At 71.1% G+C, this 14184-nt stretch carries 10 protein-coding genes and 3 pseudogenes; 6 read left to right on the top strand and 7 right to left on the bottom strand.

The window, feature by feature from the left end:
• Positions 1-171: 171 nt before the first annotated feature.
• Positions 172-1398 (bottom strand): FAD-dependent oxidoreductase, encoded by a 1227-nt coding sequence (locus tag AB0F91_RS21665; protein WP_360600193.1) that lies wholly within the window; start codon positions 1396-1398, stop codon positions 172-174.
• 202 nt (positions 1399-1600) lie between these two features.
• On the opposite strand from AB0F91_RS21665, the gene AB0F91_RS21660 reads away from it, so the two are divergent.
• A complete protein-coding gene (locus AB0F91_RS21660) occupies positions 1601-1804 on the top strand; it encodes a hypothetical protein (protein ID WP_220237697.1) in 204 nt (67 codons plus the stop codon).
• An 81-nt stretch (positions 1805-1885) separates the two neighbouring features.
• On the opposite strand, the pseudogene AB0F91_RS21655 reads toward AB0F91_RS21660, so the two are convergent.
• Positions 1886-2122, bottom strand: a pseudogene (locus AB0F91_RS21655) (SDR family oxidoreductase); the annotation flags it as partial.
• Between the two features lie 167 nt (positions 2123-2289).
• On the opposite strand from AB0F91_RS21655, the gene AB0F91_RS21650 reads away from it, so the two are divergent.
• Positions 2290-2496 (top strand): hypothetical protein, encoded by a 207-nt coding sequence (locus AB0F91_RS21650; RefSeq protein WP_360599775.1) that lies wholly within the window; start codon positions 2290-2292, stop codon positions 2494-2496.
• A 491-nt stretch (positions 2497-2987) separates the two neighbouring features.
• On the top strand, positions 2988-4736 hold the full coding sequence (locus AB0F91_RS21645) for a hypothetical protein (protein WP_360599773.1): 1749 nt from the start codon (positions 2988-2990) through the stop codon (positions 4734-4736).
• 4 nt (positions 4737-4740) lie between these two features.
• Here the strand turns inward: AB0F91_RS21645 and AB0F91_RS21640 are convergent, their stop codons facing one another.
• Positions 4741-6078 carry a PLP-dependent aminotransferase family protein gene (locus tag AB0F91_RS21640; RefSeq protein WP_360599771.1) on the bottom strand — a complete coding sequence of 446 codons (1338 nt, stop codon included), beginning with the start codon at positions 6076-6078 and terminating at the stop codon, positions 4741-4743.
• 126 nt (positions 6079-6204) lie between these two features.
• Between AB0F91_RS21640 and AB0F91_RS21635 the strand changes: the two genes are divergently transcribed.
• Positions 6205-7032 carry an ABC transporter ATP-binding protein gene (locus tag AB0F91_RS21635; RefSeq protein WP_360599769.1) on the top strand — a complete coding sequence of 276 codons (828 nt, stop codon included), beginning with the start codon at positions 6205-6207 and terminating at the stop codon, positions 7030-7032.
• A 285-nt stretch (positions 7033-7317) separates the two neighbouring features.
• Positions 7318-7974, top strand: coding sequence for an O-methyltransferase (locus AB0F91_RS21630; RefSeq protein WP_360599767.1), 657 nt, complete (start codon positions 7318-7320; stop codon positions 7972-7974).
• A gap of 507 nt (positions 7975-8481) precedes the next feature.
• Here the strand turns inward: AB0F91_RS21630 and AB0F91_RS21625 are convergent.
• Positions 8482-9825, bottom strand: a pseudogene (locus AB0F91_RS21625) (transglycosylase domain-containing protein); the annotation flags it as partial.
• A gap of 241 nt (positions 9826-10066) precedes the next feature.
• Positions 10067-10774, bottom strand: coding sequence for a GntR family transcriptional regulator (locus AB0F91_RS21620; protein ID WP_360599765.1), 708 nt, complete (start codon positions 10772-10774; stop codon positions 10067-10069).
• A gap of 85 nt (positions 10775-10859) precedes the next feature.
• Between AB0F91_RS21620 and AB0F91_RS21615 the strand changes: the two genes are divergently transcribed.
• Positions 10860-11459 carry a helix-turn-helix domain-containing protein gene (locus AB0F91_RS21615; protein ID WP_360599763.1) on the top strand — a complete coding sequence of 200 codons (600 nt, stop codon included), beginning with the start codon at positions 10860-10862 and terminating at the stop codon, positions 11457-11459.
• Between the two features lie 1229 nt (positions 11460-12688).
• Here AB0F91_RS21615 and AB0F91_RS21610 read toward each other — a convergent pair.
• Both AB0F91_RS21610 and AB0F91_RS21605 read right to left on the bottom strand, forming a co-directional pair.
• Entirely contained in the window at positions 12689-14059 is a 1371-nt protein-coding gene (locus AB0F91_RS21610) for an L-serine ammonia-lyase (RefSeq protein WP_360599761.1), read from the bottom strand.
• 17 nt (positions 14060-14076) lie between these two features.
• A pseudogene (locus AB0F91_RS21605) lies at positions 14077-14184 on the bottom strand (lipoyl synthase); the annotation flags it as partial.

The following is a 14184-nucleotide window of genomic DNA, read 5'->3' as shown; positions in this document are numbered from 1 at the left end:
ACGGACCTCCCGTCCCAGGCACAGGCCGACAGCTTCGGCGGCGAAGCGCGCAAGGCCACCGGGGTCCAGGTCGGGACCAAAGCCGGATTGCCGGCATTCAGGCCAGACTTCTCGGAGCTGGTCGAGGGCGCCCATCCCCCGTCCCCCGTGCCCCGGCGACCGGTCCGAGCCTCACCCGATCTCGGCCAGCTTGCCCGACTTCAGCTCCTCGTCACTCACCTTCATGCGCCCATCCACCAAGCGCTGCAACGCGTCCCCGTCGTCCCATTGGTTCACGTTCATCGCGGCGTGCACCTCGCCCTCGGCGCCGACCCAGAACGCCGTGAAGTCGCGCGCCGCGAGGTCGCCGCGGACCACCACCCGGTCGCGGTCGAGGTCGGCGAGGCCGCGGTACTCCATGCCGAGGTCGTACTGGTCGGAGAAGAAGTACGGCGAATCCAGGTAAGGCTCGTTCTCTCCCAGCAGGTTTCCGGCCACGTGGGCGCCCTGCGTGCGCGCGGTGGCCCAGTGCTCGACGCGCACGCGGTGCCCGTAGCGGGGGTGGAAGTGTGAAGCGATGTCACCGACGGCGTAGACGTCCGGGGCGGCCGTGCGCAGGCCCGCGTCGACCGCGACGCCGCCGTCGTCCGACAGCTCGAGGCCGGCCGTGTGGGCGAGTTCTACGCGCGGGGCGGCGCCGACGGCCACGAGGACCACGTCGGCCAACAGCTCCTCACCGCTGCGCAACCGCACGCCGCGCACGCCGCTCGGGTCGCCCGTGACCTCCGCGACGCGCTCGCCCAGCCGCCAGTGCACGCCGTGTTCTTCGTGCAGGGAACGGAAAACCCCGGCCACCTCGGCGCCGAGGACCTTCCCGAGTGGCAGGCGCCCGGGCGCCACCACGGTCACGTCCGCGTCGTGCGAACGCGCGGCCGCCGCGGCCTCGGTGCCGATCCAGCCGGCGCCGATGACCACCACGCGCCGGGCATCGACGAACGCCGTGCGCAGGCTGAGCGAGTCGTCCAGCGTGCGCAGGGTGTAGAGGCCCGGGAAGTTGCCGCCCGGCGCGGCCAGCGGACGCGGGCGCGAACCCGTCGCGAGCACGAGCCGATCGAAGCGGTGCTCGCCGCCGGCGTCGTCGAGCACGAGGCGCGCGCCGAGCTCCAGGCGGGTGGCCGTGAGGCTGGAGGTGAGCCGGATGTCGTGGGCGGCGTAGTAGCCCTCTTCATGCACCCAGTCGGGTTCGTCGGTGGTGCCCAGCAGCACGCCCTTCGACAGCGGCGGCAGCTCGTAGGGCCGGTGCGGGTCTGAACCCATCAGCAGCACGTCGCCGCCGAAGCCCTGCTCCCGCATGGCGGCGGCGGCCGAGGCCCCCGCGAGACCGGCTCCGACGATCACGATCTTGCGCGGCTGTGCCATCCCGGACATCCCGACCTCCCGAGTCCCCGCCACCTGCCGCGTGGACGCTACTCCCGTTGCGCGGGCGGCACATCCCAGGTGAACCCGCCGGGAGAACTCTTCGGTAGGCAATTCGGGTGAACCCGCGTAAGAGCCGCGTGAGGTGCCGGTCCCATCCCCGCACGAAGCACGACCGCAACGCGGAATCGGGAGGGCGAGAGCCGTGACAGACCGGGACGAGTGGTCCATCGGCTGCCGGGATCTGGCAGGCAGGCGCAGGGATGTGACGGTGTTCGTGAGCAGCGACGACAAGATCGTGCTCGTGGCACCGCCAGGCGAAGCGGCCGTGCTCGGGCCCCTCGACGTCGGACGGCTCAGGGCCGCGTTGCGCGACGCCGTGGTGGCCGTGGCGCAGCACCCGGAGTGACAACCACCGTTCCTACTTCCGAGTAGGCAGAGTCGGCGCCGACCTCGGGCAGGTAGTGCCCGGTCATGACCACCTACTTCGTGCCGGCGGCAGGCGCTTCGGCAGCGCGGCGAGCCGCGAGATCGCGGGGAGACAGAAGTACGGCCCGCCGGCGGTGTCCATCTCACCTGTGCGCGAACGCCGACGACGGCCGAGGGCCCGTACACGCGAACCGGCGTGGCGCTCTGCGCGCGCGAGCTTCTCGGCTTCGAACTTCGTTGCGTGAAAAGGAGAGCTGAAGGTCTGGCCCAGGTCGAAGTCGGTTTCGGTGAAGCGCCCGGTTCATCGCGGCCACCGCGATTAGCCGAAGCAGCTCACCAGTGTCCCGTTCGTGGTCAGCTGCACCAGCCCGCCGGATCCTGCAGGTGACCACGGCGCGAGATCGCCCCGGTGGTGGGCGTGGCCTTCTCCTCCGTGTGCATGCCGCTGGTGCGCACCCGATGCTCATGCCCACCGGCTCCCACGGCCTTCACCACGAGCCCCCGCGAACGGGCGACTCGCTCGTGGCGAAGGCGCTCGAAGGGCGGCCGCCGATCATGTCCCTGCCGGAGGGCCGCGCGGCCGAACTGGTCACGCGCGTCGCCCTCGCCTTCCCTCGGCTCGTCGCCGACCTGGCCTTCCCCTGCTCGTCGCCCACCTGGCCTCCCGCGTGATGCCCGAATCGGCCTTGAAGCCCGCGGCCTGCCGCGGCCTCCCCCCACCGGCTTCCCGCCTACTACCCTGGCGCCAGGCCCGACCCACCGCCGCCGCGCCCGGCCACCCTGCCTCGACCGCACCTCTCGCCTCTCGCCACGACGGCAACCCTGCCCACCCCGGCTCCACCGCACCCACGACCGCACCCCCACCTGGCTCCGCCGCCCTCACCCCACGACCACAACCCCGCCCACTTAGGCTCCACCGCACCTCACCCCACGACCGCAACCCCGCTACCCTGGCTCCGCTACACCGGACTCACCGCGACCGGTGCGGCCGCAACCACCGCGCGAGATCGCGCCGGTGTTGGGAGCGAGCAGTGCGATCGGCCGCCAGGCCGATCCGACCGCTCGCTCCCAACACCGGCTCAAAGGCGATCTCGCCTCGCCTCGGCGAAGCCGAGGCAGACAACACAGCCGAGGCAGACAACACAGAGGCGAAAGGACACGCAGTGGACGTCGCCGGGGCGGCCGCAGAGGGCGTCCGGTGGCGGCGGGTCGCCCTGCGATGGGGCGCGCACGCCGCGTGGGTGCTCGTGCTCGCGGTGGCGACGGAGCTGCGGGTGGGCCGGTTCGGCTTCCACCCGTCCGATCAGGGCTTCATCCTCGCGCAGGCGTGGCGGGTGCTGCAGGGTGAGGTGCCGCACGCCGACATCATCTCCGCGCGGCCGCTCGGGTCGGCGATCCTGCACGTGGTCGACTTCGCACTGCCGGGGCCGCTGTTCTTCGCCTCCAGCTGCTTGGCGATGGTGCAGATCGCGCTGACGACGATCGCGTTCGCCGTGCTCGTCATGCGGCGGCCGGTGCTGTCGTGGGGACCCGGCCGCACGGCGCTGGTCGCGGCGGCGGCCCTGCTGAACCTCAACGGGTTCCCGCTCATGGCGTGGCACACCATCGACGGGATCACGCTCACCGCGTGCGGCGCGTGGGCTCTGGATTCCGGGCTGCGTAAGCGGAATCCGTACGCGCGGCTCGGCGGGCTCGCGCTGCTGGGTGCGGCGGTGTTCGTGAAGCAGAGCTTCGTGCTCGCCGCGGTGATCGGCTTGGTCTGGACCTTGTGCTACCCGCATCGGCTTCGCCGCCTGCCGGGTGACCTACTGGCGTTGGGCGCGTTCGGGATCGGCTACGTGGCCTGGGTGAGCGGCGGCGGCGGCTTCGGCGAGATGGTCGGCCAGGTGACCGGCGGCGTGCCCACGTACGGCGAACGGCTGCTCGGCCTGTGGCTGGAAGACCCGCAGGTGCTGCTGCGCCCGCCGGTGCGGGAGTTCACGTTCTTCGCCGCCATCGCCGTGGCGCTGCTGGTGCTCCGGCTCGCGGGCGAACGTCTCGGTGTGGCCGGGCGTGTCGCGTCGTGGGTGCTCGCGCTCGGCGGGGCGGCCGCGGTGGCCTGGACCGTGGTCGACGGACGGCTCACGGCTTCGTCGCGCTGGGCCGACGTGCTGTGGTGGATTCTCGCCGTCGCCGCAGTGGTGCACGCGACCGTGCGGCGCAACGTTTCCCGGGCCGCGCTGCTCGTGCTCGCGACGGGCTTCATGACGAGCCTGTCGTGGGGCAACGACACCCCGACGCTGCTCACCGGCTCGCTCGCGCTCACGGCGTTGCTGCTGCTGGGTTTCGTGCTGCCGGACCTCTCTCCGGTGCTGCGCCGCACGTGGTTGACCACGACGGCGGGCCTTGTGACGGTGGCGCTGTGCGGCTGGGCCGTTGTGGCCCACCACGACGAAGCCGCATACCTCGATTTGTCGCACGACGAGCTCACCGCCGACCTCGGCACGGTCAGCCCGGCCATGCGCGGCATCCGCACGAACCCGGCGACCTACACCTACGTCGCCCAGATCCGCGACTGTCTGCAGCGCTACCCGACTTCCCGCGTCGCCGTGCTGCCCGACAACCCGTTCGCCTACCCGGTTTTCGGGCTGCGCAACCCGTTCCCGCTGGAGTGGCCGTTGCCGTTGGAGATCGTCGGTGACGCGCCGCAGCGCATGCTCGCCACCGCGGCGGATCTCGATCGTGAGGGCGACTACCTGGTGTTGTTCGAGACCGTGCCGAACGAGACGCTGGCGCAGGGCGGGCCGGTGCCCGCTCAAGTGGCGGTGGATGCCCCGATCGTCGACTACCTGGGGCTGGAGAACGCGTTGCGCGCGCGGCTGGCCGGGCAACCGGTGGCGTGCGGGAGTTTCGTCGGCAAGTGGGTGCGCTGAGGCGTCAGTCCGGCAACGTGTCGTCGGGCGAGCCGGCCGCCAGCGCCGCGAGCACGTCGAGCGCGGCGGCCAGGGTTTCCTTGGGTGGCGCGGAAACCGCGAGCCGCACGGCGTTCGGCGCGTGGCCCGGCAGCACGGCGAACGAAGCCGCCGGCGACAACGCGATGCCGTGGCGGGCGGCGGCAGCCACGAACGTCTCCGCGCGCCACTGCTCCGGCAGCTCCCACCAGCGGTGGTACGCCGCCGGATCGCCGACGACCGTGAAGCCGGCGAGCCGTTCGTCGAGAATCGTGGCGCGTTCGGCAGCATCGGCCCGCTTCGCGGTCTCGACCTCGGCCAGCGCGCCGCCGGTGATCCAGCGCGTGGCGGCCTCCATCGCGAACCGCGTGCAACCGCAGCCACCCGAACGGACAGCGCCCGCGAGCCGCGCGGTCCAGGCCGCCGGCGACACCACGAACCCCGCGGTGAGACCGGGCGCAACCCGCTTCGACAGGCTGTCGACGAAAACCGTGCGCTCGGGCGCGAGCGCGGCCAGCGGCTCGACGTCGGGGCGCAGGAACGTGTAGATCCCGTCCTCGATCACCGGCAGATCGAGGCGCCGCACGGTCTCGGCGACCTCGGCGCGGCGCGCGGGCGACATGGTCGGGCCGAGGGGGTTGTGCAGCGTCGGCTGCACGTACAACGCGCGCACGGGCGCCGCCGCGTGGGCGGCTTCGAGCGCGGCCGGGACGAGGCCGTCGGCGTCGGTTTCGATGGGTACGAGTTCGGCGCCCAGCCGCGTGGCCAGCGCTTTCACCACCGGGTAGGTCAACGCTTCGACCGCGAGCCGCTCCCCCAGTGGCACGAACGCGGAGATCGCCGCCGCGATGCCCTGGCGGCCGTTTCCCGTCACCAGAACCGTCGCCGGGTCGGGTGCCCAGCGGCCCCGGGACAACATTCCCGCCGCGGCCTCACGCACCGCTTTCGTCCCTGCGGCGCCGACGGGGTGCAGTGCGTCGGTGAAGACGTCGGCGCGAAGCAGTGGCTCCAGCGCGTACGCGAGCCTTGCGGATTGGCTCGGCAGCACGGCGAAGTTGAGCTCGAGGTCCACGCGCGCGTCGCCGGGTTCGGCCAGCGCGGGCTCGGGCGCCGGGCGCGCGGCCCGCACGAACGTGCCCCGGCCGACTTCCCCGACGGCCAGGCCGCGCCGGATCAGCTCGCCGTAGACGCGGGCAGCGGTGGAGCCGGCGATGCCGCGGTCGCGCGCGAACCGGCGCTGCGGCGGGAGGCGGTCACCCGGCCTCAGCCGGCCCGCTTCGATTTCTGCGGCGAGCTCGTCCGCGACGACCCGGTAGTCGTCCATCGTCACCTTCGCTTACGCCGTGAACGGCACACAACCCCGTCCGCATGATGACACCGGCTGGTCACGTTCGGCGAATGCGCCCCAGGGGACCCCCCGAACGAGGGTCACTAGGTTAGCCTAACCTGTGTGGAACAGACGATCGCGGAAGCACCGGGCCGGACCGAGCCCCGGCTGCACGCCGAGGACCTGACTCTCGCGTACGACGGGCGCACCGTCGCCGAAGACCTCGGCGTGGTCATCCCGGACAAGTCGTTCACGGTCATCGTCGGCCCCAACGCGTGCGGCAAGACCACCCTCCTGCGCGCGCTCGCGCGGATGCTCAAGCCCCGCAAGGGCTCCGTCTACCTCGACGGCTCGGTGATCTCCAGCTACGGCGCCAAGGAGGTCGCTCGCCGCCTCGGCCTGCTGCCCCAGAGCTCAGTCGCGCCCGACGGCATCACCGTCGCCGACCTCGTCGCCCGCGGCCGCTATCCCCACCAGCGCCTGCTGCGCCAGTGGTCCCGCGACGACGACGCCGTGGTCGCCGAATCCATGGCCGCCACCGGCGTGTCCGACCTCGCCGAGCGGCTCGTCGACGAGCTCTCCGGCGGGCAGCGCCAGCGCGTGTGGATGGCGATGGCCCTGGCCCAGCAGACCGACTTGCTGCTCCTCGACGAGCCCACGACCTACCTCGACATCGCGCACCAAATGGACATCCTCGACCTGTGCGCACTACTGCACGCCGAACAAGGCCGCACGCTCGTCGCCGTGCTCCACGACCTCAACCACGCCGCCCGCTACGCCACCCACATGATCGCCATGCGCGACGGTCAGGTGCTCGCCACCGGCGCGCCCGAGGAGGTCGTGACGGAGGAGAACGTGGAGAAGATCTTCGAACTGCCGTGCCGCGTCATGCCCTGCCCCGAAACCGGCACCCCACTGGTGATCCCGAAGGCGGGCCGGCGCGCGGCGTAGTCGCGGGCCGGCCTGGACGAGCGGTTCGGCGCGCTGCTTGAGCTCGGTGTTGTTCTTCCCGGTGTCGGGAAGAGCGAAGTCGGGCTCGTCCGGATGAACGATCCCGGGCACCGGCCGGCGGGCTTCCCGGGCCAGGTCGGGAAGCCCACCGCGGGCACCCTCGCCCGCAGGACGCGGCGGCCCGGGAACCGGCCGCGGTACCACGTATCGCCCGGCGACAGGCAAGGCACATTTTCGCGTCGCCACTTCACATCCCGCCTCCGTTAGATTGGTGCCGGAGGTGCCATGACCCGCGAACTCTGGACCGCAGTCGACGACTACCTGGCCGAAGCCCTGCTCCCCGCCGACCCGGTGCTCGACGCCGCCCGCGCCGAGTCGAGCGCGGCGGGCCTGCCGGCCATCGCCGTGTCGCCCACGCAAGGCAAACTGCTCTACCTGCTCGCCCTCATCGCCGACGCCCGCTCGATCCTCGAGATCGGCACACTCGGCGGTTACAGCACGATCTGGCTGGCCCGCGCCCTACCGCCCGACGGCACGCTGGTGACCTGCGAATACGATCCGAAGCACGCCGCCGTGGCCCGCACGAACCTCGATCGCGCCGGCTTCGGCCCCGACATCGCCGACATCCGCGTCGGCGCCGCTCTCGACACCCTGCCCACGCTGACCGGGCCGTTCGACTTCGTCTTCATCGACGCCGACAAGGCCAACCTCGCGCCCTACGTCGCCGAAGCCGTGCGGCTTTCGCGGCCGGGCACGACGATTGTGGTCGACAACGTCGTCCGCGACGGTGCCGTCCTCGAAGCCTCCGGCACCGACCCGTCGGTGCGGGGTGTGCGGGAGATGTTCGAGGCGCTCACCGGCGACGACCGCCTCGAAGCCACCGCGATCCAAACGGTGGGAGACAAGGGTTACGACGGTTTCGTCCTCGCCCGCGTGCGCTGACCTGATCGTTTCCGTGGCGGGCCCCGGTAAAAGGCGCCCGCCACGAACGATCAGCCACCCGGCGTCTGCTTCGCGAGCGGAGGAGCGAACCGCGGCTCGACCCCGCCGTTGCCGTTCATCGGCTGCCCTTGCTCCGCTTGCACCATGAACGACCGCCAGATGTCGGCGGGAACGGTCGAGCCCATCAGTTTCCGGCTCTGCGCGTCGAACAGCCGCCGCTCGTCTCGGAGCCGACCCAGACGGCCGTCGCCAGCTGCGGGGTGTAGCCGATCGCCCAGGCGTCCTGGTTGTCCGACGAGTTGCCGTGCTGGAACTCGCCCGTGCGCAGAGCGGCAGGGCGGCAGGGCGGCCGTCGGGCAGGAACGTCTGCAGCACGTTCGTCACCTCGGCGGAGATCTTTGCGTTCACCCCGGGGTCGTCGGAGAACGCGGGATGCGGCTCGTTGTCGTGCTGCCACACGACGCTGCCGTCCTGGCCGAGCACCTTGTCCACGAGGTGCGGCGTCACGCGCATCCCGTCGGCCGCGAAGGTTCCGTACGCCCCGGCCAAGTCCAAGGGCCGCAACGGATACCGTCCGACCGCGAGGCCCGAGCCGATCAGGAACCCGTCCTTCTCGCGCAGGGTCGGCGCGCCGTCGACCGCCTCCGGGATGCCCGCGTCGCGGGCCGCCGCGCTCACCGCGTCGGAGCCGACCCGTTCGGCCAAGCCGATGTACGGCGTGTCCGCGCCCGAGGTCATCGCCGTGCGCAAGGTGCAGGTGGACGGGCATTTCCGTGGGTACTCGAAGTGCTCACCGAGGAAGTCGACCGCGCCCGGCGCGGCCACGGGTTCGTCCGGCGACACGCCGGCGCGCAGTCCCGCGGTGAGCGTCAACGGGTAGAACGCCGAGCCCACCGCGTGTTCCGTGCCGGCGTAGTCGCGAACGCCGTTGTCGCCGCCGTCGTACGCGCGCACCGCCCCCGTGGCCGGATCGACGGACACGAGCGCGCCCCGGAACTCCTGGGGCTCGCCGTTCAGGCGGCCGGCCAGCGTCGAGCGCGCGGACGCCTGCGCCGTGCGCTCGAGCGTGGTCTGCACGACCAGGTTTCCTTGCTGCAGGCGGGAAAGCGAGAAGCCGTCCTGTTCGAGCTCGCTGAGCACCTGCTGCTTCACGTGGTACTCGTCGTAGGTCACGCTCGCGCGCGTCTCCGACGGCGCCAGGATTTCCTTGTCGGGATAGGCCATCGTGGCGGCGTCGGCGGGCTTGACGTAACCGCGCTGCACGAGCTTGTCGCGCACGTACGTCCAGCGTTTGGCCGCGTGAGCGTCGCCGGAAACGGCGGGGTCGTGCACCGACGGTGACTGGATCATCCCGGCCAGGAACGCGGCTTGGCTCCAGGTCATGGAGTCGTCGAGCGGGCGGCCGAAGAAGGCGTTCATCGCCGCCGACGGGCCGAAGGTGCCGCGGCCGAAGGAGATGATGTTCACGTAGCTGGTGAAAATCTGTTCCTTGCTCTGCTGCTGGGTGATCTTCGTGGCGAGCACCAGCTCCTGCAGCTTGCGCCCGAGCGTCGCGTCGTCGTCGCCGGTCGACTTCTTGATGTACTGCTGCGTGATCCCCGAGCCGCCGCCGACGCCGGTGAGGAACGCGCGGCCGATGCCGGTGGGGTCGAAGCCCGCGTTGTCCCAGAACGTCGGGTCCTCGGTGGCGATGATCGCGTCACGCAGCTTCGAGGGCACCTTGTCGTAGGGCACGAAGGAGCGGTCGCCGTCGGCGGGCAAGACCTTGAGCAGCTCGCTGCCGTCGGAGTACTTCAGCACCACGGTCTTGTCGAGCGAGGCGAGCACGTCCTGCGGGCTGCGGACGTCCATCAGCAGGTAGGCGATCCAGAACGCGATCAGCGGCAGGCCGACGAAGACGCCGAAGCAGCAGTACGCGATGCGCCGGATCTTGCGCCACCGGCGACGACGACGGGCACGGGGATCGTCGGGCTGCTCGTTCGTGGCACTGCTGGTGGCTCCATCCGTCTCGGCATCCGTGTCGGGTAGCACGATGGGACGACGGCCGGACGGGTGAAAAGGTTGTGCGGTTCGGTGAGAAATTCACCGCGGGTCACGACAGGAACGCCCGCAGCAGCGAAGCCGTGCCCTCGATGTGCTCGGCCATCGCGTGGCGCGCGGCCACGGGATCGCCGGCGAGGATGGCGTCGACGATCGTCTCGTGCTGCGCGTTGGAGTGCTCCAGGTTGGGCTCGAGCAGGGGGATGCGGTCGAGCAGCTGGTTCACGCGCATGCGGGCGTCGGCCATCGCGGTGGTGAGCGAGCTCGACGCCGTGACCTCGGCGATCGCGAGGTGCAGGCGGGAGTCCTTGCGCCGGTAGTCGACGAGGTCGGCGGCCGCGGCCTCGGCGAGCGTGGTCTTGAGGTGCTGCCGGTCGGCCGGGCTGAGCGTCCGTGCGGCGGCAGCCTCGGCGGCGCCGGTCTCGAGCACGTGGCGCAGGCACAGCGTGTCTTCGAAGGCGGCCGTGTCGATTTCCCGCGTGTTGCTCTGCGCCGGCGCGGGCAGGTTCTCGTTGACGAATGTGCCGCCGTAACGCCCTCGTCGTGACTCCACGTAACCCGCGTCGGCCAGCGCGCGGATGGCTTCCCTGAGCGTCACCCGGCTCACGCCGAGCCGCTCGGCCAGCTCGCGCTCCGACGGCAGCCGCTCCCCCGCGTCGACCACGCCCAGGCGGATGGCCTGCAGCAGGCGCTCGACGGTTTCCTCGAACGCGTTGCCCGCGCGCACCGGCCGGAACAGCGCCTCGTTCGCGCTAGCCACCGACGTCTCCACGACGGCGAGTCTAAGCCCGGTCAATCGCAGAGCCCTCTTTGCAAAGGATTCTCTGCGGTGTAGTTTGTGGTTCATGAGCTCCGCCGACCGCACCGAACGGATCCTCGACGCACGCACCCTGCGCGCGCTCGCCCACCCGCTGCGGATGCAGTTGCTCGACCTGCTGGAACAGGACGGCCCGGCCACGGCCACCGGCCTGGGCAAACGCGTCGGCGAGAGCTCCGGCACCACGTCCTGGCACCTGCGCCGGCTCGCCGACGCCGGTCTCGTCGCGGAGGACCCCGACCGGGGCTCGAAGCGCGAACGCTGGTGGAAGGCCGCGCAGGACTACACCACCATCCGCACCGGCGACTTCGTCCGCGACCCGGAGCTGGCGGGTCCGATCTCGACCGTCCTGCACCAGCTCGTCGAAAAGCGCTACCAGGAGGAGGCGCAGTTCGTCGCCGAACTCCCGCGGTGGCACGACCGGTGGGCGGAAAAGGCCACCCTGACCAGCGAACACCTCTCCCTGACCCCCGACGAGACCCGCCGGATGACCGACGAGATCACCGCCGTGGTCGACCGCTACCGCCGCCGGAGCCGACCGGGCGACGACGCCGTCGTCACCCACTGGGCCGCCTTCCCGCGCACCGCCCGCCCCGAAGAACCGACCGACGCCCTGGGGACGCCATGATTCCGCACCACTTCACGGAGCACTTCGTCGCCGCGCGCCAGTCCGAACTCCGCGCGGTGTCTCGCCACGGCGTCGCCGCCTGGCCCCGGCACCGCACGCGCCCCACGGCCACAGCCCGCCAGCGCCTCGGCTGGCTCCTGGTCCACGCGGGCTTGCGGTTGGTGACCGACCGGGGTCAACGACCGCGGATCACTTAGCCGGCTTGAGGATTGTTCGGGCTTCGGTCTACTGAGGACTGCCGGGTCCCCGGTTCCGGCATCCGTCCGCCGAGGACACCGTCCGCCTTGCGCCCGGCTTAGGGCTTCTCCCCAGCCGCCGCCTCTCTGCGCGGCGGGTCCATTCGCCCAGCGAACTTCCCGGCCGCAACCCACCCACCCGTGCTCAGCGCGACAACCAAGTCTCGACGGAACTGTTCGTCTGGCGAAGGCCCGTACGCGCCGAACCCACCGCGTCCCACCGCCCGCGCCGGCGCGGCGGTCCATTCGCCCGGCGAAGGTCCCCGCCGCACAACCCATTCCACACCACCGGCGACCAGCCTGGCGCAACGGGAACCTTCCCAGCGAAAGGCGCGCCAACACCTGCCGCCACGCACCACTCGCCAACATGCCCCGCGCCGATCCCGGGTGATCTCTTCGCCCAGCGAAGAGACCCATCCCACCTTTTCACCGGTCCAGTCACACCCAGACCGAGTGCCGCGTGCAACAAACCAGCACCGCGGGGCCGTTCACCCAACGAAGGGCGCGTGAGCGCTGGACCCACCGCGCACCACCGCACACGCCAGCGCGGTGGGACCGTTCGCCCAGCGAAGATCCCGGCCGCACCCCACCCACCCATGCTCAACCACAACCAAGTCTCGGCGGAACCGTTCGCCTGGCGAAGGGCAGGTACGCGCGGCGCCACCGCGCACGCCAGGGCGGCGGGGCCGTTCGCCCAGCGAACAGCAGCCCGCCCGCACCAACCGAGAGAGCCATGGAGATCGCGATCAACAACCTGGCGATCGCCGCGGGAACGTTCGCGCGGAGAACGTCGCGCAAGCACCCGCTGCCCACCGCCACCAAGGTACTGCACTGATGCCGCGGGCCCGGCGAAAGAGTCACCGGCGCGAAGGGCGAGATGCCACCGAGTCAGACGCAACACCCGGCCAGTGAGCTGAAAAGCAAGGGCGGAAAAGCAAGGTGGGACCGTTCGCCCTCCGAACGGCCCCACCCAACCCACACAAAGCGAGCGCCTCAGCACTCGATGACGTTCACCGCCAGCCCACCACGCGCCGTTTCCTTGTACTTGACCGACATATCGGCCCCGGTCTCGCGCATGGTCTTGATCGCCTTGTCTAGCGTCACCACATGGCTGCCGTCTCCGCGCATGGCCATCCGCGCGGCGTGGATTGCCTTCGAAGCCCCCACGGCGTTGCGCTCGATGCAAGGGATCTGCACCAGACCACCAACCGGGTCGCAAGTAAGACCCAGATGGTGCTCGACGCCGATCTCCGCCGCGTTCTCCACCTGGGCCGGCGAGCCGCCCAGCACCTCGGTCAACCCGGCCGCCGCCATGGCCGAGGCCGAACCGACCTCACCCTGGCAACCGACCTCGGCACCCGAGATCGAGCCCGTCTGCTTCAAGATCGAGCCCAAAGCGCCGGCCGTCAAAAGAAAGGTCACGATGCCGTCGTCCGAAGAGCCGCGGATGAACCGCTGGTAGTAGTGCAGCACCGCTGGGATGATCCCCGCGGCACCGTTCGTCGGAGCCGTGACCACGCGGCCGCCGGCGGCGTTCTCCTCGTTGACCGCCAGCGCGTACAGGCTGACCCAGTCCATGGCGTACAACGGATCTCCGACGCCGTCCTCGGCGATCAGCTTGTCGTGCAACGCCTTGGCGCGCCGCGGGACCTTCAGACCGCCCGGGAGCACGCCCTCGTGCGTGATGCCCGCCGAAACGCACGCGGCCATCACGTCCCAGATTTCCAGCAGCCCGGCCCGAACCTCGGCAGCCGAACGCCACGAAAGCTCGTTCGCCAGCATGATCTCGCTGATCGGCAGCCCCGTCGCCGCGCAGTGCGCGAGCAGGTCGGCGCCCGTGCGGAACGGGTACGGCACCGGCGTCGAGTCCTCGACGAACACCGCGTCGGTCTCGTACGACTCGTCGCGCACGAAGCCGCCGCCCACGGAGTAGTACGTCCGCGCCCGCAGCTCCGAAGCACCGGCGAAGGCCCGGAACACCATCCCGTTCGGGTGCGCCGGCAGCGACTTGCGCCGGTGCATCTTCAAGTCGCCATCCTCGTCGAACGCGATCTCCCGGACGCCACCCAGCAGCAACCGCCCCGAAGCACGCATATCGGCGACCCGCTCAGGCACCGTCTCCGTGTCGACCGACTCGGGACGCTCCCCCGACAGCCCCAGCAGCACGGCTTTGTCGCTGCCGTGCCCGAACCCGGTCGCGCCGAGCGAGCCGAACAGCTCGGCCTGCACCCGCGTCACGCGGTCCAGCAGACCCTCGTCGACGAGACCGTCCACAAAGGTCCGCGCGGCCCGCATCGGGCCGACCGTGTGGGAGCTCGACGGCCCGATGCCGATCGAGAACAGATCGAAGACGCTGATCGCCATTGACCCGCCCCTTCCCTCTAGTGTCTGGCCAGCAGTGAGCTGGCTTCCTGTGCGGCGGGGCCCTGCTCGGCCAGGTGCGCCAGGTTCTCCGGCAGCTCCTCACCGCGGTGGGCCTTGGTCTGCGC

The sequence above is a fragment of the Amycolatopsis sp. NPDC023774 genome (assembly GCF_040639695.1).
Classification (GTDB): Bacteria; Actinomycetota; Actinomycetes; order Mycobacteriales; family Pseudonocardiaceae; genus Amycolatopsis.
This window is presented reverse-complemented; position numbering and strand designations above follow the sequence as displayed.